Annotated in this window: 16 protein-coding genes; 10 read left to right on the top strand and 6 right to left on the bottom strand. The window is 71.6% G+C overall.

Annotation, left to right across the window (positions count from 1 at the left end; translation table 11 throughout):
• Positions 1–9 precede the first annotated feature (9 nt).
• From uvrC to CWN80_RS06940, 9 genes are all read left to right on the top strand, one after another.
• Positions 10–1,953 carry an excinuclease ABC subunit UvrC gene (gene uvrC, locus CWN80_RS06900; RefSeq protein WP_007927642.1) on the top strand — a complete coding sequence of 648 codons (1,944 nt, stop codon included), beginning with the start codon at positions 10–12 and terminating at the stop codon, positions 1,951–1,953.
• Positions 1,950–2,864: an RNase adapter RapZ gene (gene rapZ, locus CWN80_RS06905; protein ID WP_272948432.1), complete on the top strand. Its 915-nt coding sequence runs from the start codon at positions 1,950–1,952 to the stop codon at positions 2,862–2,864. The genes uvrC and rapZ overlap by 4 nt, the downstream gene beginning before the upstream one ends.
• Before the next feature lie 2 nt (positions 2,865–2,866).
• On the top strand, positions 2,867–3,817 hold the full coding sequence (locus CWN80_RS06910; RefSeq protein WP_007927633.1) for a gluconeogenesis factor YvcK family protein: 951 nt from the start codon (positions 2,867–2,869) through the stop codon (positions 3,815–3,817).
• Between the two features lie 55 nt (positions 3,818–3,872).
• The gene (gene whiA / locus CWN80_RS06915) at positions 3,873–4,856 is read left to right on the top strand and encodes a DNA-binding protein WhiA (RefSeq protein ID WP_007927631.1); all 984 of its coding nucleotides are present in this window, start codon (positions 3,873–3,875) and stop codon (positions 4,854–4,856) included.
• A 114-nt stretch (positions 4,857–4,970) separates the two neighbouring features.
• The gene (gene gap / locus CWN80_RS06920) at positions 4,971–5,978 is read left to right on the top strand and encodes a type I glyceraldehyde-3-phosphate dehydrogenase (RefSeq protein WP_007927629.1); all 1,008 of its coding nucleotides are present in this window, start codon (positions 4,971–4,973) and stop codon (positions 5,976–5,978) included.
• A 33-nt stretch (positions 5,979–6,011) separates the two neighbouring features.
• Entirely contained in the window at positions 6,012–7,220 is a 1,209-nt protein-coding gene (locus CWN80_RS06925) for a phosphoglycerate kinase (protein ID WP_007927628.1), read from the top strand.
• A gap of 1 nt (position 7,221) precedes the next feature.
• Entirely contained in the window at positions 7,222–8,013 is a 792-nt protein-coding gene (gene tpiA / locus CWN80_RS06930) for a triose-phosphate isomerase (protein ID WP_007927626.1), read from the top strand.
• A gap of 112 nt (positions 8,014–8,125) precedes the next feature.
• Positions 8,126–8,371: a preprotein translocase subunit SecG gene (gene secG, locus CWN80_RS06935; protein ID WP_007927624.1), complete on the top strand. Its 246-nt coding sequence runs from the start codon at positions 8,126–8,128 to the stop codon at positions 8,369–8,371.
• A 33-nt stretch (positions 8,372–8,404) separates the two neighbouring features.
• Entirely contained in the window at positions 8,405–8,755 is a 351-nt protein-coding gene (locus CWN80_RS06940; protein WP_007927614.1) for an RNA polymerase-binding protein RbpA, read from the top strand.
• 9 nt (positions 8,756–8,764) lie between these two features.
• Here CWN80_RS06940 and pgl read toward each other — a convergent pair whose 3' ends face one another.
• From pgl to tkt, 6 genes are read right to left on the bottom strand one after another with little or no spacing between them, the layout of a single operon-like run.
• The gene (gene pgl, locus CWN80_RS06945) at positions 8,765–9,496 is read right to left on the bottom strand and encodes a 6-phosphogluconolactonase (protein ID WP_007927604.1); all 732 of its coding nucleotides are present in this window, start codon (positions 9,494–9,496) and stop codon (positions 8,765–8,767) included.
• On the bottom strand, positions 9,493–10,614 hold the full coding sequence (locus CWN80_RS06950) for a glucose-6-phosphate dehydrogenase assembly protein OpcA (protein WP_007927593.1): 1,122 nt from the start codon (positions 10,612–10,614) through the stop codon (positions 9,493–9,495). Before CWN80_RS06950 ends, pgl begins: the two co-directional genes overlap by 4 nt.
• Positions 10,611–12,155, bottom strand: coding sequence for a glucose-6-phosphate dehydrogenase (gene zwf / locus CWN80_RS06955; protein WP_007927591.1), 1,545 nt, complete (start codon positions 12,153–12,155; stop codon positions 10,611–10,613). Before zwf ends, CWN80_RS06950 begins: the two co-directional genes overlap by 4 nt.
• Positions 12,152–13,768, bottom strand: coding sequence for a glucose-6-phosphate isomerase (locus CWN80_RS06960; protein WP_007927589.1), 1,617 nt, complete (start codon positions 13,766–13,768; stop codon positions 12,152–12,154). Before CWN80_RS06960 ends, zwf begins: the two co-directional genes overlap by 4 nt.
• Positions 13,765–14,904 (bottom strand): transaldolase, encoded by a 1,140-nt coding sequence (gene tal / locus CWN80_RS06965; protein WP_007927588.1) that lies wholly within the window; start codon positions 14,902–14,904, stop codon positions 13,765–13,767. Before tal ends, CWN80_RS06960 begins: the two co-directional genes overlap by 4 nt.
• Entirely contained in the window at positions 14,901–16,997 is a 2,097-nt protein-coding gene (tkt, locus tag CWN80_RS06970; protein WP_128277157.1) for a transketolase, read from the bottom strand. Before tkt ends, tal begins: the two co-directional genes overlap by 4 nt.
• 315 nt (positions 16,998–17,312) lie before the next feature.
• Here tkt and CWN80_RS06975 point away from each other — a divergent pair, with 315 nt between their 5' ends.
• A complete protein-coding gene (locus CWN80_RS06975) occupies positions 17,313–18,266 on the top strand; it encodes a heme o synthase (RefSeq protein WP_007927587.1) in 954 nt (317 codons plus the stop codon).
• Positions 18,267–18,407 lie beyond the last annotated feature (141 nt).

Here is an 18,407-nt window from a genome sequence, read left to right on the forward strand (position 1 = left end):
GCTCGGGGGGTGGCAGATCCGGCGACCTACCGACCCTCCCCGGGCTCGATCCCGACCGACCCCGGGGTCTACCGATTCCGGGACGAGCACGGCCGAGTCATCTACGTCGGCAAGGCGAAGTCGCTGCGCTCGCGGCTGTCCTCCTACTTCCAGGACATCTCGGCGCTGCACCCGCGCACCTCGCGGATGGTGCGGACCGGTGCGAGTGTCGAGTGGACCGTCGTGTCGACCGAGGTCGAGGCCCTCCAGCTCGAGTACGCGTGGATCAAGGAGTTCGACCCGCGCTTCAACGTCAAGTACCGCGACGACAAGTCCTACCCCTATCTCGCCGTGACGATGGGCGAGGACTACCCCCGCGCGCAGGTCCTGCGCGGTGCCAAGCGCAAGGGGACGCGCTACTTCGGCCCCTACACGCACGCGTGGGCGATCCGCGAGACCCTCGACCTACTGCTGCGGGTCTTCCCCGTGCGCACGTGCAGCAAGGGCGTCTTCAGGCGTGCCGAGCAGTCCGGTCGGCCGTGCCTGCTCGGCTACATCGACAAGTGCTCCGCCCCCTGCGTCGGCCGGGTCAGTGCCGAGGAGCACCGCGCCCTGGCCCAGGAGCTGTGCGACTTCCTCGCCGGTGACACCGCCCGCTTCGTGCGCCGCCTCGAGCGGCAGATGAAGGCCGCGGCCGCGGACCTCGACTTCGAGCAGGCCGCCCGCCTGCGCGACGACGTCGCGGCCCTGACCAAGGCCCTCGAGAAGTCGGCGGTCGTCCTGCCCGACGGCACCGACGCCGACGTCTTCGCACTCGCCGACGACGAGCTCGAGGTCGCGATCCAGGTCTTCCACGTCCGCGGCGGCCGGATCCGCGGACAGCGGGGATGGGTCGCGGAGAAGGACGCCGAGGACCTGCCCGAGCTCGTCGAGCACCTGCTGCAGCAGGTCTACGGCGGCGAAGGGGGTGAGACCGTCCCGCGAGAGGTGCTCGTCCCCGTGCTCCCGCCGGACGCCGACGGCGTCTCGGCCTGGCTCGGCGATCGCCGCGGCAGCGCGGTGAGTCTGCGGGTGCCGCAACGTGGCGACAAGCGGGCCCTCATGGAGACCGTGGCGCGCAATGCCGAGCAGTCCCTCGCACGGCACAAGGTGGCCCGTGCCGGCGACCTCACCGCGCGCAGCCAGGCCCTTCAGGAGCTCCAAGAGGCCCTCGGGCTGGACGACGCCCCCCTGCGCATCGAGGGCTACGACATCAGCCACGTGCAGGGCAGCGACGTCGTGGGCTCGATGGTCGTCTTCGAGGACGGCCTGGTGCGCAAGGCGGAGTACCGACGCTTCATCGTCCGCGGAGACGTCGAGGGGCGCACCGACGACACCGCCGCGATGCACGAGGTGCTCACCCGGCGGTTCCAGCGACATCTCAATGACCGCGAGCGCGAGGCGACCGACCCGGAGACCGGGGAGGCCCGCCGCTTCGCCTACCCGCCCAACCTCGTCGTCGTCGACGGCGGTGCGCCGCAGGTGGCCGCCGCGCAGCAGGTCCTCGACGAGCTCGGCGTCGACGACGTCGCGATCGTCGGCCTGGCCAAGCGGCTGGAGGAGGTGTGGGTCCCCGGCGACGACCACCCGGTGATCCTCGCCCGCAACAGCGAGGCGCTCTACCTGCTGCAGCGGCTGCGTGACGAGTCGCACCGCTTCGCCAACACCTTCCACCGCGAGCGGCGCAGCAAGTCCATGACCCGCAGTGCGCTCGACGGGATCCCGGGGCTGGGGGAGTCGCGGCGCAAGGCGCTGCTCACGCGCTTCGGCTCCGTCAAGCGGATCCGGGCGGCCTCCGCGGAGGAGCTGGCGTCCACTCCGGGGATCGGACCCTCCCTCGCCGCCCGGATTGCGGCAGAGTTGTCCGCGCAGACCCCGACACCCGCCGTGAACCTCACCACCGGTGAGGTCCTCGACGAAGGAGAGCAGCCGTGAGTGAAGCCCCCGTCGTCCCCGGTGCGGACGACGCCGCCGAGCCCGAGGTCGTCGTCGTCACCGGCATGAGCGGTGCCGGTCGGTCGACGGTCGGCAACGTCATGGAGGACCACGGCTGGTACGTCATCGACAACCTGCCCGTGAGCCTCATGCCCGACCTGCTCCACGTGAGCGTCGACCGCGGAGGTGACCTCGTCGGAGACGGTCGGGCCGCTCGGATCGGGATCGTCCTCGACGTGCGCGCCCAGGGCTTCGAGACGCTGACGGAGTCGATCCGGGTCCTGCGGGAGCGGGGCTGGCGCACCCACCTCATCTTCCTCGAGGCCACCAACGAGGCTCTCGTGCGGCGCTTCGAAAGCGTGCGGCGCCCGCACCCGCTCCAGGGCAAGGGGCGACTGCTCGACGCCATCATCCGTGAGCGCGAGGTGCTGGCCGAGGTGCGGGCCGAGGCCGAGAGCATCATCGACACCTCCGGGCTCAACGTGCACCAGCTGAGCCGCAAGATCAGTCCCCTCTTCCAGGCCGAGAGCTCCGACCGGCTGCGCCTGGCCGTGCTGTCCTTCGGCTTCAAGTACGGCGTGCCGCTCGACGCCGACTTCGTCTTCGACATGCGCTTCCTGCCCAACCCCTTCTGGGTGCCCGAGCTGCGTCAGCACACGGGGCAGGAGACGCAGGTCTCCGACTTCGTCCTCTCGCAGCCGGGCGCCCGGGAGTTCATCGACGGCGTCGAGGGCCTCATGACGCCCGTCATCGGGGGGTACCTCCGCGAAAACCGTCGGTACGTCACCCTCGCCGTCGGGTGCACCGGCGGCAAGCACCGCTCCGTGGCCATCGCCGAGGCTCTGGCCGCGCGCCTGGGGTCCGACCACGTCGCGACCTTCGTCGTCCACCGCGACCTGGGGCAGGAGTAGCCGTGGTCGACTCCTTGCGCACCTCGAAGGTCGTGGCTCTCGGAGGTGGGCACGGGCTCGCGGCGAGCCTGTCCGCCCTTCGCCTCGTCTGCGACCAGGTCACCGCCATCGTCACCGTCGCCGACAACGGTGGCTCGTCCGGCCGGCTGCGTGCCGACTACGACGTGCTGCCCCCCGGGGACCTTCGGATGGCCCTCACCGCACTCTGCGACGACAGCGAGTGGGGCCAGACGTGGAGCGACGTGCTGCAGCACCGCTTCACCGGCGACGGGGACCTCTCCGGCCACGCGCTCGGCAACCTGCTCATCGTCGCCCTGTGGCAGCTCCACGAGGACCCGGTGACGGGCCTGGACCTCGTCGGGCGCCTGCTGAGCGCTCGCGGCCGGGTCCTGCCGATGGCTGCGGTGCCGCTCGAGCTCGTCGCCGAAGTCAGCGGCCTCGACGCCACGGACCCGACGGTGGCGACGACGGTCCGTGGCCAGGTCGAGGTGGCCCGCACCAAGGGTCTCGTCGAGTCGATCTCCCTCGAGCCGGACAACCCACCGGCCCGCCCGGAGTCCGTCGCAGCGGTCGACGCCGCTGACCACATCGTGCTCGGCCCGGGGTCCTGGTACACGTCGGTGCTCACGCACCTGCTCGTGCCCGAGCTGCGCGACGCGCTGGTCCGGGCCAGGGCGCGCAAGGTGCTGACGCTCAACCTCGAGATGCACACGGCGGAGACACGCGGATTTTCGGCCACCCGGCACATCGAGACCCTGCACGACCTCGCGCCCGAGCTGCGCTTCGACACCGTGCTCGCCGACCCCCTGACGATCGAGGACCGTCACCGCCTCACCGACGCCTGCGAGCGACTGGGCGCCGAGCTGGTCGTCGCGCCCCTCTCCCGCCTGGACCACCGGGGCCAGCACGATGCGCTGCGCCTGGCGGCCGCCTATCGTGACATCCTCTCCTGATGCGCTGGCCCGTCCCCGGGCCGCTGCTGCCTGACAACGTGGAAGGAACCCGCCGATGGCGATGACCGACAAGGTCAAGGACGAGCTGAGCCGGTTCGAGGTGACCAAGACCTGCTGCCGCAAGGCGGAGGTGGCGAGCCTGCTGCGCTTCGCCAACGGTCTCCACCTCGTCAACCGACGCATCGTCATCGAGGTCGAGCTCGACACCGCCCAGGCCGCGCGCCGCCTCCGCCGCGACGTCAAGGAGCTCTACGGCTACGACTGCGACCCCATCCAGCAGCTCGCGGCCGGGGGGCTGCGCAAGGGCAGCCGCTACATCGTCCGGGTGAGCAAGGACGGCCAGGCGCTCGCCCGGCAGACCGGCCTCATCGATGCCGATGGTCGTCCTGTCCGGGGTCTGCCGCCGCGCGTCGTGGGCGGTTCCCCGTGCGACGCCGAGGCCGCCTGGCGTGGCGCTTTCCTCGCGCACGGGTCCCTGACCGAGCCCGGGCGCAGCTCGTCGCTGGAGATCACCTGCCCCGGTCAGGAGGCCGCACTGGCGCTCGTCGGCGCCGCACGGCGCCTCGGCATCCCCGCCAAGGCCCGGGAGGTGCGCGGCGTGGACCGCGTCGTCATCCGCGACGGTGACGCGATCGGCGCGATGCTCACCCGCCTCGGCGCCCACGACGCGGTCCTCGCCTGGGAGGAGCGCCGCATGCGACGTGAGGTGCGGGCGACGGCCAACCGCCTGGCCAACTTCGACGACGCCAACCTGCGGCGCTCGGCTCGGGCGGCCGTCGCTGCCGGGGCGCGGGTGCAGCGCGCCCTGGAGATCCTCGGCGACGACATCCCCGACCACCTGCGCGAGGCCGGTCAGTTGCGGCTGGAGCACAAGGAGGCCTCGCTCGAGGAGCTCGGCCAGCGGGCCGACCCCCCGATGACCAAGGACGCGGTGGCCGGGCGGATCCGCCGGCTGCTCGCCATGGCCGACAAGCGCGCCGAGGACGAGGGCATCCCCGGCACCGAGGCATCGCTGACCTCGGACATGCTCGACGGCTGACGTCGACCGCGACCTGGACACCCCTGCCGGCGGTGTGACGCAGGCCATAGGCTGGGTGGCGAACGGGGGCTGCCGCCGTAGTCCCGTGGACGCTGACGATCGGAGGCACCACCTGTGACTGTTCGAGTAGGGATCAACGGATTCGGCCGCATCGGCCGCAACTTCTTCCGCGCGGTCGAGGAGTCGGGTGCGGACGTCGAGGTCGTGGCCTTCAACGACCTGGGCGACGACGCGACCCAGGCCCACCTGCTGCGGTACGACTCGATCCTCGGCCGGTTCGGGGGGCAGGTCGACGTCGTCGAGGGTGGGATCGAGGTCGACGGGCGGCTCATCACCTCGCTCGCCGAGCGCGACCCGGCGCAGCTGCCGTGGGGTGACCTCGGCGTCGACGTCGTCGTGGAGTCGACGGGCTTCTTCACCGACGGCGAGGCGGCACGCGCCCACGTCGAGGCCGGTGCCACCAAGGTCGTCATCTCGGCTCCCGCCAAGAACGAGGACATCACCATCGTCATGGGGGTCAACGACGACCAGTACGACGGCACGCGGCACACGATCATCTCCAATGCCTCGTGCACGACCAACTGCCTCGCGCCGATGGCCAAGGTGCTCAACGACAGACTGGGCATCACCCGCGGACTCATGACGACGATCCACGCGTACACCGCTGACCAGAACCTGCAGGACGGCCCGCACAAGGACCTGCGACGCGCCCGAGCCGCGGCGCTCAACATCGTCCCGACCTCGACGGGAGCGGCCCGGGCGGTCTCGCTCGTGCTTCCCGAGCTCGAGGGCAAGCTCGACGGCTACGCCCTTCGCGTCCCCGTGCCGACGGGCTCGGCGACCGACCTGACCTTCGAGGCCGCCCGCGAGACCTCGGTCGAGGAGGTCAACGAGATCATGCGCGCCGCCGCAGCCGAGGGGCCGCTCGCCGGCCGGCTCGTCTACACGGAGGACCCGATCGTCTCGTCCGACATCGTCACCAACCCGGCCAGCTGTATCTTCGACTCCGGACTGACCAAGGTCATCGGGGACCAGGTCAAGGTCGTCGGCTGGTACGACAACGAATGGGGCTACTCCAACCGCCTCGTCGACGTCGTCACCCTCGTCGGCGCCTCCCTCTGACCTCCTCCCGACGGCCCCACCCGAAAGGCACACGTGAAGACCCTCGCTGACCTCGGCGACCTGCGCGGCAAGCGCGTCCTCGTACGCTCCGACCTCAACGTCCCGCTGGACGGCGCGACGATCACCGACGACGGGCGCATCCGCGCCTCGCTGCCGACGATCACCCAGCTCGTCGAGGCCGGTGCCCGCGTCGTCGTCTGCGCGCACCTCGGTCGCCCCAAGGGCGCGCCCGACCCGCAGTACTCGCTCGCGCCGGTCGCCGCCCGTCTGGGTGAGCTCCTCGGCAGCGAGGTCGCCTTCGCCAGCGACACGGTGGGGGAGTCGGCCCGGTCGGTCGTCGCCGGTCTGGCCGACGGCCAGGTGGCACTGTTGGAAAACCTGCGCTTCAACGCCGGTGAGACGAGCAAGGACGAGGCCGAGCGCGGCGCCTTCGCCGACGAGCTGGCCCAGCTGGCCGACGCCTACGTGTCCGACGGCTTCGGCGTCGTGCACCGCGCCCAGGCGTCGGTCTACGACATCGCGAGGCGGCTCCCTTCGGCCATGGGCGGGCTCGTGCGCACCGAGGTCGACGTCCTGCGCCGGCTGACGAGCGACCCGGAGCGGCCCTACGCGGTCGTCCTCGGCGGCGCCAAGGTCAGCGACAAGCTCGGCGTCATCGACAACCTCCTCGGCACTGCCGACCGTCTGCTCATCGGCGGCGGCATGGTCTTCACCTTCCTCAAGGCCCAGGGGTACGAGGTCGGCAACAGCCTCCTCGAGGAGGACCAGCTCGCGACGGTCACCGAGTACCTCGAGCGCGCCGAGCGCGACGGGGTCGAGATCGTCCTGCCCACCGACGTCGTCGCGGCGAGCGCCTTCTCGGCCGACGCCGACCACGAGGTCGTCGCCGCCGACGACATCCCCAGTGACCGGATGGGCCTGGACATCGGGCCCGACTCGGCGCGGCTCTTTGCGGACAAGTTGGCTGACTGCCGCACCGTCTTCTGGAACGGCCCCATGGGCGCCTTCGAGATGGCCCCGTACGCCGCCGGGACCGAGGCGGTGGCGCGGGCGCTCGTCGAGGCGACGAAGGGCGGTGCCCTCACCGTGGTCGGTGGCGGGGACTCCGCGGCCGCGGTGCGCCAGCTCGGCTTCGCCGACGAGGACTTCGGGCACATCAGCACCGGTGGCGGGGCCAGCCTCGAGTACCTCGAGGGCAAGCAGCTGCCGGGTCTGTCCGTCTTCACCGAGCAGGCGGGCTGACATGGCGACTCGCACCCCGCTCATGGCGGGCAACTGGAAGATGAACCTCGACCACCTGCAGGGCACCCATCTCGTGCAAAAGCTCGACTGGACCCTGCGCGACGCCAAGCACGACCCGGCGAGCGTCGAGGTCGCCGTGCTGCCGCCCTTCACCGATCTGCGCTCCGTGCAGACCCTCGTCGAGGGTGACCGGCTCGCGCTGCGCTACGGCGCGCAGGACGTCAGCCCGCACGACTCAGGCGCCTTCACCGGTGACGTCTCCGGCGCCTTCCTCGCCAAGCTCGGGTGCACGTACGTGGTCGTCGGCCACAGCGAGCGTCGCGAGGGCCACGGCGAGAGCGACGCGGTCGTCGCGAGCAAGGCCGTGGCGGCGTACCGGCACGGCCTCGTGCCGATCGTCTGCGTCGGGGAGGGCCTCGATGTGCGGCAGGCAGGCGAGCACGTCGCGCACGTCCTGACCCAGCTCGAGGGCAGCCTCGCCGGCATCACCGCCGAGCAGGCCGCGACCGTCGTCATCGCCTACGAGCCCGTGTGGGCCATCGGCACCGGTGAGGTCGCCACGCCCGACGACGCGCAGGAGGTGTGCTCGGCGATCCGTGGGCGTCTGGCGCAGCTGTACTCGCCCGAGGTCGCCGACGCCGTGCGCGTCCTGTACGGAGGCTCGGTGAAGTCGGGCAACGTCGCCTCGATCATGGCCGGTGCGGACGTCGACGGAGCCCTCGTCGGTGGAGCCTCCCTGCAGGCCGAGGAGTTTGCGGCGATCTGCCGCTACCAGCAGCACCTGACCACCTGACGGCACACGCGGTGCCCGGTCGGCAGCGGTTCCCGTGACGCGGGGTATCCTGAGCCGGGCGCCGTCGCCAGGTGGTGCCCGACCCAGTCCCGACCGACAAGGACCTGAACGCGTGAACGCCGTCCGCATCGGACTCCAGGTGATCCTCGTGATCACCGGCCTGATCCTCACCCTGCTCATCCTCATGCACAAGGGGAAGGGCGGTGGCATGTCCGACATGTTCGGCGGCGGCATGTCCGCGTCGCTCGGCAGCTCGTCCGTCGCCGAGCGCAATCTCTCCCGCTTCACGATCGTCGTCGGCCTGATCTGGTTCGCCGCGATCGTCGGCATCGGTCTCGTCGACCGCTTCGACGCCTGACGCGTCCCCCTCCACACACACGAGGAGCACGACATGGTTGGTGGCAATGCGATCCGCGGCAGCCGCATCGGCGCCGGCCCCATGGGCGAGGCGGAGCGGGGCGAGGCCGCGCCGCGCACCTTCGTGACCTACTGGTGTGCCAATGGGCACGAGGTCACCCCCTCCTTCGCGGTCGACGACAGCGTCGAGGTCCCGGAGCAGTGGGAGTGCAAGTTCTGCGGACTGCCGGCCGGCCAGGACCGCGACAACCCGCCGGCCCCGCCGACGGCGGAGGTCTACAAGACCCACCTGGCCTACGTGAAGGAGCGCCGCTCCGACTCCGAGGGTGACGCGATCCTCCAGGAGCGGCTGGGTGAGCTGCGCGACCGCGGCCTGATCCAGTAGCGCCGCAGGTCAGGGGCGCCGCGACGCGGCGGCCTCGTCGACCAGCCAGAGCGTACGTCCCCGGGCCCTGACCCGGGCGGCGCTGCTCTCACCTGCCGGGGCGCCGGCCACTCCCTTCGCCACGGCCTCGGCCTTGTCCTCGCCGGCCACGACGAACCACACCTCACGGGCCCGCGACAGGCACCCCGTCGTCAGCGACACCCGCGTGGGCGGGGGCTTGGGGGAGTCGTGCACTGCGACGGCCAGCGCATCGTCGAGCAGCTGGGCCGGGTGCCCGGGGAAGAGCGAGGCGACGTGCCCGTCGGGCCCGACGCCGAGCAGCACGACGTCCCACTCCCCGCCGCCGTGCTCGCGCAGGGTGGTCTCGTACGCGGCCGCCGACTCCTCGGGAGAGGCGCTGGCATCCGGACCAGCGACCCGGTGGACGTGCTCGGGCAGCAGACCGAGCAGCCGCAGACCGGCGGCATCGTTCTGCACGTCGTTGCGATCCGGGTCGCCCGCCGGCAGGTAGCGCTCGTCACCCCACCAGACGTGCACCCGGGTCCAGTCCACGAGCAAGCGAAGGGGGTGACCGGACAGGGCGCCCACCACGGCCGACCCCATGGACCCGCCGGTCAGGGACAGGTCGGCCCTTCCACGGGCGGCCACTGCCTCCTGGACGACGGTGAGCAGCCGGGCCGCCGTCATCTCGGCGAGGGTCTCGCTGTCGGGGTGGACGAGGACGAGCGGCGTCGCGGTCATGCCGGGCTCTCGTCGAGCCGCTCGCGCACGGCGACCTTGACGGCCTCGGGCGAGCTGTCGGCGGCCTCGGGCTCGGCCTGGACCATCGCGCTGCGGATGGCCTCCTTCGACCTCTCGGCGAGCCGGACGGCGGTGCGCCGGGCATCGCTCGGGGAGGGGACGAGGCCCTGCTCGACCGCCTCGGTCATCGTCAGGCGACGACGGGTCACCTCCGGCAGGCCCCGCGTCAGGGCGTCCTCGTAGACCTCGTCGGGGTCGAGTCGTCGCAGCTCGTCGGCCAGGCACTCCGCGTCGGAGCGGGGGGCGAGGGCGATGGCCCGGCGCGGTTGCCCCGCTTGGTCGAGAGTCGCGGTGTCGCTCGCGGTGGGACGCACCAGGTCGATGGGTCCGGAGGCCCGCTCGAGCCGCACGCTCACCAGACCGGTGCCGTTGCGCGAGCGGATGATGGCGACGGGGCAGCGCAGTCGGTGGCGCAGCCAGCCGGCGATGAGGTCGGCCGAAGGGGAGTCCCCGGCCCCGACGACGGTCGCCGCGGTCACCGGCTCGAAGGGAGCCCGGTCCAGCGTCGTCGCGAGGAGGCCACGCCACAGCGTGATCCGGCTCCAGGCGAGATCCGTGTCGCCGGGCGCGTAGGTGCGGGCCAGCCGCTTGAGGGTTGGGCCGATGCTCGCCTCCGCGGAGGAGTCGGTGATGCGTCGCTGCGCCATCGCGCCCACGGGGTCCTGGGCCGGGTCCTTGGGAGCGTCGGTGGGCCACCATGCGACGACGGGGGAGTCCGGCAGGACGAGTGGGGTGACGACGCTGCGCGCGTGGCGGGTGAGCTCGCCGTAGAGGCGGAGCACGACGACCTCGGAGGCTCCCGCGTCGCCGCCGACACGGATCTGGGCGTCCAGCCGGGCCTTGCCGCGCGCGTTGGCGAGGATCACGCAGATGATCCGGGCCGGGTGCTGGTGGCTCGCGGAGTTGGCGACGGCGAGGGCCTCCTCGGCGTCGCCCTCCGGGACGACGACGACGAGGGTGAGCACGCGGCTGAGCGCCATCGCGCCCACGTCCTCACGGATCTCGATGAGCCGCTGGCTGATGAGCGATGTGCTGGCGCTCGGCAGGTCGACGATCACGGCATCCTCCAGGTGCGTCCGTCACGCTCCATCATCGCGTCGGCCGCGGGCGGTCCCCACGTGCCGGCGGGGTACTGCTCGACCCCGCTGCGCTGCCTGCCCCAGTACTGCTCGATCGGGTCGAGGATGCGCCAGGAGAGTTCGACCTCCTCGTGCCGGGGGAAGAGCGGCGGGTCGCCGAGGAGCACGTCGAGGATGAGCCGCTCGTAGGCCTCGGGGCTGGACTCGGTGAAGGCGCGGCCGTAGCCGAAGTCCATCGTCACGTCGCGCACCTCCATCTGGTTGCCCGGGACCTTGGCGCCGAAGCGCATGGTCACCCCTTCGTCGGGCTGGACCCGGATGACGACGGCGTTCTGCCCCAGCTCCTCGGTCTCGGTGTCGGTGAAGGGCAGGTGGGGCGCCCGCTTGAAGACCACGGCGATCTCCGTGACCCGGCGGCCGAGACGCTTGCCCGTGCGCAGGTAGAAGGGGACACCTGCCCAACGCCGGGTGTCGACGTCCAGGCGCATGGCCGCATAGGTCTCGGTCGTCGAGTCGGCGGCGACACCGTCCTCCTCGAGGTAGCCGATGACCTTGTCGCCACCCTGCCAGCCGGCGGCGTACTGCCCGCGGACGGTGGCCTCGCCGAGGTCATCGGGCACCTGGACGGCCGCGAGGACCTTTTCCTTCTCGGTCCGCAGCGCCGCGGCGTCGAAGCTCGTCGGCTCCTCCATCGCCGTCAGCGCGAGCAGCTGGAGGAGGTGGTTCTGGATGACGTCGCGCGCGGCACCGATGCCGTCGTAGTACCCCGCCCGACCGCCGATGCCGATGTCCTCGGCCATGGTGATCTGCACGTGGTCGACGTAGTGGCTGTTCCACACCGGCTCGAACATCTGGTTGGCGAAGCGCAGCGCCAGCAGGTTTTGCACCGTCTCCTTGCCGAGGTAGTGGTCGATGCGGAAGATCGCGTCGGGCGGGAAGACCTCCTCGACGATCGCGTTGAGCTCCTGCGCGCTCTCGAGGTCGTGACCGAAGGGTTTTTCGATGACGACGCGCCGCCACGAGTCCTCGGTGGGCGAGGCCAGCCCCGACCGCTGCAGCTGCTGGCAGACGGTGGAGAAGAAGCCCGGCGGGATCGACAGGTAGAAGGCGTGGTTGCCGCCCGTGCCGCGCTGCTCGTCGAGCTCGCGCACCGTCTGCGCCAGCAGGTCGAAGGCGGCGTCGTCGTCGAAGGTCCCCGGGACGAAGCGGAAGCCCTCGGAGAGGCTGCGCCACACCTCCTCGCGGAAGGGGGTGCGGGCGTGCTCGCGGACGGCGTCGTAGACGACCTTGCCGAAGTCCTGGTCGGCCCAGTCGCGCCGGGCGAAGCCGACGAGCGAGAAGCCCGGCGGCAGCAGCCCGCGGTTGGCGAGGTCGTAGATCGCCGGCATGAGCTTCTTGCGGGCGAGGTCGCCCGTCACCCCGAAGAGGACGAGGCTGCACGGCCCGGCGATGCGGGGCAGGCGCTTGTCGCGCGGGTCGCGCAGCGGGTTGACGTCGGCCGTGACCCGGGCCGGCCTCATGGCCGGTCACCTCGCAGCGCCGCGCCGACCCGAGCCAGGCCGGCGTCGTGGTCGGTGAGGTGCAGCACGAGCACGGGCCGACCGTGGTCGGCGAGCACCTGCCCGTCGCCACCGGCCTGGGCCGCGATGAACTCGCCCAGCGTGAAGTCGCGCCCGGGGACGGGCAGGTCCTCACGGGGCTCGTCGGTCACCTGGATGTACACCCCGGTGGCCGGCCCGCCCTTGTGGTACTGCCCGGTGGAGTGGAGGAAGCGTGGCCCCCACCCGAAGGTCACCGGCCGGTCGACCCGCTCGGCGAGGGCGTCTGCCACCTCGGCGAAGGGGGCATCGCCCTCCCGGTCGAGGTAGGCCATGACCGCGACGTAGCCGTGGTCGGGGTCGAGCTGGTCGAGCAGGGCCGTCACCGCCTCGTCGAGCGTGCTCGCCCCGCCGAGCCAGTCGCCACCGGCGTGGCTCACGGTCACCGGACCGTCGGTGAGGTCCGGCTCGCTCGCGGTCGCCCCGTCGCCGGACATGAGGTCGCGGGCGGCCTGCTTGGCGCTCTCGACGTCGGGCTGGTCGAAGGGGTTGATGCCGAGAAGTCGTCCGGCGACGGCGGTCGCGGTCTCCCACAGCAGGAACTGCGCCCCGAGGGAGCCGCCGACGTCGACCGTCGACGGGGCGACCGGCACCTCGTGCTCACCGTCGTCGGCGACGAGGCGCACGACGGTCGCATCGGCCGGGGGAGCGCCGGCGCCGGGGCGGTCGAGCACGACGGGCAGGAGGCCCTTGCCCTCCTTGCCGGTCGACTCCGCGATGAGCTGCTCGGCCCAGTCGCCGAGTCCGGAGATCAGCGTCCCGTGGTCGACGAGGTAGAGCTTGTCGCGCAGGGGCGAGGTGCCGCCCATCGCTGCGCCGAGACGCAGGGCCGGGTTGGCCTCGTCGTCCTCGGCGAGCAGGTCGGCCACGGACTCGGCGTCGTCGAGCAGGGCCTCGACGTCGGCTCCGGCGAGGCCGCTCGGGACGAGGCCGAAGGCAGTCAGGGCCGAGTATCGGCCACCGACGGACGGGTCCGCGGTGACGACGCGCTGGCCCTTGGCCCGGGCATCCTCCTCCAGGGGGCTGCCGGGGTCGGTGACGACGACGATCCGCGCGGCGGGGTCGATGCCGGCCTCGGTGAAAGCCTGCTCGAAGACCCGACGCTGGCTGTCCGTCTCGACCGTGGAGCCGGACTTGCTCGACACCACGACGACGGTGCGCTGCAGGTCGGTCGCGGCGGCCCGGACGACGTCCGGGTGGCTCGAGTCGAGGACGACGAGCGGGACGCCGGCCGTGGCGCAGATGACCTCCGGCGCCAGCGAGGAGCCGCCCATGCCGCAGAGCACGACCCGGTCGACGCCCTGCTCGGTCAGCTCGGCGCGCAAGGCCGCGATCTGGCCGACGAGGTGGCGCGAGGTCCGTCCGAGGCCGACCCAGGCGAGTCGCTGGGCGGCCTCCTCCTCGGCGGCAGGACCCCACAGGGTCGGGTCCTGCTCGAAGATCCGGCTCGCCACGCGATCCGCGACGAGGGCGGGGACGTGGGTCGTGACCGCGTCGGCTGCAGCACCCGCGGCGGCCACCGAGAGCGAGGTCACTTGGCCGCCTTGGCCAGTTCGGCGCTGACGCCGTCGAGCAGCTCGGCCCAGGCCTTCTCGAACTTCTCCACGCCCTCCCGCTCGAGCTGGGCGGTGACCTCGGTGTAGCTGATGCCCAGGCCCTCGAGGGCGTCGAGCACCTGCTGCGCCTCCTCGTAGCCGCCGGTGACCGTGTCGCCGGTGACCTCGCCGTGGTCGATCGTCGCGTCGAGGGTCTTCTCGGGCATGGTGTTGACCGTGTCGGCCGCCACGAGCTCGGTGACGTAGAGGGTGTCGGGGTAGGCGGGGTCCTTGACGCCGGTCGAGGCCCACAACGGACGCTGGCGGCGTCCCCCTTCGGCCTCGAGGCGCTGCCACCGCTGCGTGGCGAAGACCTCCTCGTAGGCCTGGTACGCGAGGCGGGCGTTGGCCAAGCCGGCCTTGCCCCGCAGGGCGCGGGCCTCGTCGGTGCCGATCTCGTCGAGGCGGCCGTCGATCTCGGAGTCGACCCGCGAGACGAAGAAGGACGCGACGGAGTGGATCTGCGAGATGTCCTTGCCGGCGGCGAGGGCCTGCTCGAGCCCCTCGACGTAGGCATTCATCACCGCGCGGTACCGCTCGAGGCTGAAGATCAGCGTGACGTTGACGCTGATGCCCTCGGCGAGGGTGGCGGTGATGGCCGGCAGGCCGGTCTCAGTCGCGGGGATCTTGATGTGGACCTGGGGGCGGCCCACGGTCTCGGCGAGCTGCTTGGCGACGACGGCGGTCTGCTCCGCGTCGTGGGCCAGGCGTGGGTCGACCTCGATGGAGACGCGCCCGTCGACCCCGTCGGTGGCTTCGTAGATCGGGACGAAGAGGTCGCAGGCCTCGCGCACGTCGTCGGTGGTGAGCGCGAAGACGACCTCGTCGACATCCTTGCCCTCGGCCGCGAGGGCGGTGAGCTGCTCGGTGTAGGCGTCGCCGTCGGCGAGGGCGGCCTGGAAGATCGACGGGTTGGTCGTCACGCCGACGATGCCCTTGGTGTCGATGACCTCCTGGAGGTTGCCCGAACGGAGCCGCTCACGGCTCAGGTCGTCTAGCCAGACCGAGACGCCTGCCTCGCGCAGCGCGGCGATCGGTGCGGGTGCGGTGGGGAGCTGGTCTGCCATGTCGATCATCCCTTCGCCTTCTTGATGGACGCCTTGGCCGCCTTGACGACGGCGGCCGGCGTGATGCCGAACTTCTCGTAGAGCGTGCCGGCGTCGGCCGACGCGCCGAAGTGGTCGATGCCGACGATCTCGCCCGCGTCGCCGACGACCTCGCGCCAGCCGAAGGGGGTCGCGGCCTCGACCGAGACACGCGCCCGGACGGCGGCCGGCAGGACCTTCTCCTTGTAGGCCTTCGACTGGGCGTCGAACCACTCGCGGCAGGGCATCGAGACGACGCGGGTGCCGATCTTGGCCTTCTCGAGCGTCGTGCGGGCCTCGAGCGCGACCGCGACTTCCGTGCCGGTGGCGACGAGGATGACGTCGGGCACCTCGGTGCTCGACTCGGCGAGGACGTAGCCACCCTTGGCCGCCCCCTTCGCCGCGGCGTACTCTGACCGGTCGACGGTCGGCGTGCCCTGACGGGAGAGCGCCAGCGCCGCGGTGGAGCGGTTCTTGAGGATCTGACCCCAGCACACGCTGACCTCGTTGGCGTCGCCCGGGCGGACGACGTCGAGGCCCGGCATGGCGCGCAGCGACGCGAGGTGCTCGATCGGCTGGTGGGTCGGGCCGTCCTCGCCGAGGCCGATGCTGTCGTGGGTCCAGACATAGGTGACTGGCAGCTGCTGCAGGGACGCCAGGCGCACGGCGGGGCGCATGTAGTCGGAGAAGACGAGGAAGGTGCCGCCGTAGACGCGGGTGAGGCCCTCGAGGGCGATGCCGTTCATCGCCATGCCCATACCGTTCTCACGGATGCCGAAGTGGAGGGTGCGGCCGTACTCGTCGCCCTTCCACGTGTCGGTCTGCTTGCTCTTGGGTGTGAAGGAGGGCTGGCCGTCCATCGTCGTGTTGTTGGAGCCGGCGAGGTCGGCGGAGCCGCCCCACAGCTCGGGCATGACGTCGGCGAGGGCGGTGAGGACCTTGCCCGATGCGGCGCGCGTGGCCAGGCCCTTGGCGGAGGCCTCGAAGGTCGGCAGCGCCTTGTCCAGGCCCGCCGGGACCTTGCCCGCGACGACACGGTCGAGCAGCTCGGCGCGCTCCGGGTTGGCCTTGCGCCACGCGGCGAGGCGCTTGTCCCACTCCTTGTGGGCCTCCTTGCCCCGCTTCTTCACCGCGCGGGTGTGGTCGAGGACGGCCTTCTCGACGGCGAAGGACTTCTTCGGGTCGAAGCCGAGCAGCTCCTTGGTGGCCGCGACCTCGTCCTCGCCGAGCGCGGAGCCGTGCGAGGCGCCGGTGTCCTGCTTGGTCGGGGCCGGCCAGGCGATGATCGTGTGCAGCACGATGAGCGTGGGGGCCTTCGTGTTCTTCTTCGCCTGCTGGGTCGCGGCGAGCAGGGCGTCGATGTCCTCGACGTAGGCCTTGCCGTCACCGGTCTTGCGCCAGTCGACGTCGATGACCTCCCAGCCGTAGGCCCGGTAGCGCGCACCCACGTCCTCGCTGAAGGCGATGTCGGTGTCGTCCTCGATGGAGATCTGGTTGGCGTCGTAGATGACGTTGAGGTTGCCGAGCTCCTGGTGGCCGGCGAGCGAGCCGGCTTCTGCGGAGACGCCCTCCTGCATGTCGCCGTCGGAGGCGAGGCACCAGATCGTGTGGTCGAAGGGGGAGGTCCCCGGCTTTGCGTCGGGGTCGAAGAGACCGCGCTGGCGGCGCTGGGCCATCGCCATGCCGGTGGCGGAGGCCAGTCCCGACCCGAGGGGGCCTGTGGTGATCTCGACGCCCGCGGTGTGGTGGACCTCGGGGTGGCCCGGGGTGAGGGAGCCCCAGGTGCGCAGGGACTTCAGGTCGCTGAGCTCGAGCCCGTAGCCGGAGAGGAAGAGCTGGACGTACTGGGTCAGCGAGGAGTGACCGACCGACAGGACGAAGCGGTCGCGCCCCAGCCAGGCCGGGTCGGACGGGTCGTGCGTCATGACCTGCTGGTAGAGCAGGTAGGCGACGGGGGAGAGGCTCATCGCCGTGCCGGGGTGGCCGCTGCCGCACTCCTGGACGGCGTCGGCGGCCAGGAGGCGACCGGTGTCCACGGCGCGCACGTCGAGGTCGCTCCAGCCGGCCTTCTTCGCCACCGGCATCGGCAGGTCGCTCGATCGGGACGAGGTGCCGGCCGGGCCGGCGGGGTTGGCCGAGGTCACGGTGCGGGTCGTTCCCTTTGAGGCAGCACGACCGGCTGCCTTCTTCGCGGGAGCCTTGGGCGAGGTGTCGGTGTCCGTGCTCACGGAGGACCTTTCTGCTGCGGGAGCGTGCGTGCTGCTGTCCACACTAGTGCGCGCCCGATGTGTGCGACGCCGCGTGGGGCGGGGCCGGACCCGTGGTGCGGCACGGGTACAGTGGGACCCGGCCGTACCCCGGTGCGGCCGGTCCCCTCACCCCTTCGGCAAAGGCAGTCCGTGACCACTCTCGAGTCGACGCGCGAGCTGTCGCCGGCGACCCGCCCGTGGCGGCGCACCGTGCGTGCGTACGTCGCGCTGACGAAGCCTCGGATCATCGAGCTGCTCCTCGTGACGACGGTCCCGGTGATGTTCCTCGCGGAGCGCGGCGTCCCCTCCCTCTCGCTCATCGTGCTCACCCTCGTCGGTGGCAGCCTGAGCGCGGGCGCGGCCAACACCTTCAACATGGTCTACGACCGGGACATCGACGCCCAGATGGGGCGGACGCAGAACCGGCCGCTCGTCACGGGCGAGGCCACCCCCCGCGGCGCGCTGATCTTCGGCTTCGTGCTGACCGCCCTGTCCACTGCTTGGCTGTGGTTCTTCGTCAACCCGCTGTCGGCGGGCCTCTCGCTCGCGGCGATCGTCCTCTACGCCGTCGGCTACACGATGATCCTCAAGCGGCGCACGCCGCAAAACATCGTGTGGGGCGGCATCGCCGGGTGCATGCCCACGCTCATCGGGTGGTCCGCCGTGACCGACTCCGTCGGCTGGCCGGCGATCATCCTCTTCCTCGTCATCTTCTTCTGGACGCCCCCGCACTACTGGCCGCTGTCGATGAGCTTTTCCGACGACTACGCGCGAGCCGGGGTGCCGATGCTGCCCGTCGTCGAGCAGATGACGACCGTTGCCCGCCAGATCGTCGCCTACTCCTGGGTCATGGTCCTCACTTCCCTGGCCCTCGTGCCTGTCGCCGACATGGGCTGGGTCTACCTCGGCGCCGCCCTCGTCTCGGGTGCGCTCTTCGTCGGCGAGGCGCACCGGCTGCTGGCCACGGCGCGGCGCGGCGAGACGAAGCAGTCGGTGCTCAAGCCGATGCGTCTCTTCCACTTCTCGATCACCTACGTAACGCTGCTCTTCCTCGGCGTGGCGATCGACCCGCTGCTGCACCTGCCGCTGCCCGGCCTCTCCTGAGTCCCGCCTGTCCGGCACTGCCCGCGTGGTCGGGTCCTCCTGCTCTGACGCGGCCGAAGGGAGCAGGTCGGCGTTGGGAAACGTGCGCCGCCACTGATCCACCAGCGTCACCTGGTCGCACAGCGGCGCATGTTCCTTGAG

The sequence above is a fragment of the Janibacter hoylei PVAS-1 genome, assembly GCF_004025845.1.
Lineage (GTDB): Bacteria > Actinomycetota > Actinomycetes > Actinomycetales > Dermatophilaceae > Janibacter > Janibacter hoylei.

Coding starts and splice junctions, on each gene's coding strand:
- whiA (WP_007927631.1), top strand. CDS start 3,873: ATGGCGATGACCGACAAGGTCAAGGACGAGCTGAGCCGGTTCGAGGTG.
- tal (WP_007927588.1), bottom strand. CDS start 14,904: ATGATCGACATGGCAGACCAGCTCCCCACCGCACCCGCACCGATCGCC.
- pgl (WP_007927604.1), bottom strand. CDS start 9,496: ATGACCGCGACGCCGCTCGTCCTCGTCCACCCCGACAGCGAGACCCTC.
- tkt (WP_128277157.1), bottom strand. CDS start 16,997: ATGCCGGTGGCGAAGAAGGCCGGCTGGAGCGACCTCGACGTGCGCGCC.
- CWN80_RS06940 (WP_007927614.1), top strand. CDS start 8,405: ATGGTTGGTGGCAATGCGATCCGCGGCAGCCGCATCGGCGCCGGCCCC.
- zwf (WP_007927591.1), bottom strand. CDS start 12,155: ATGAGGCCGGCCCGGGTCACGGCCGACGTCAACCCGCTGCGCGACCCG.
- tpiA (WP_007927626.1), top strand. CDS start 7,222: ATGGCGACTCGCACCCCGCTCATGGCGGGCAACTGGAAGATGAACCTC.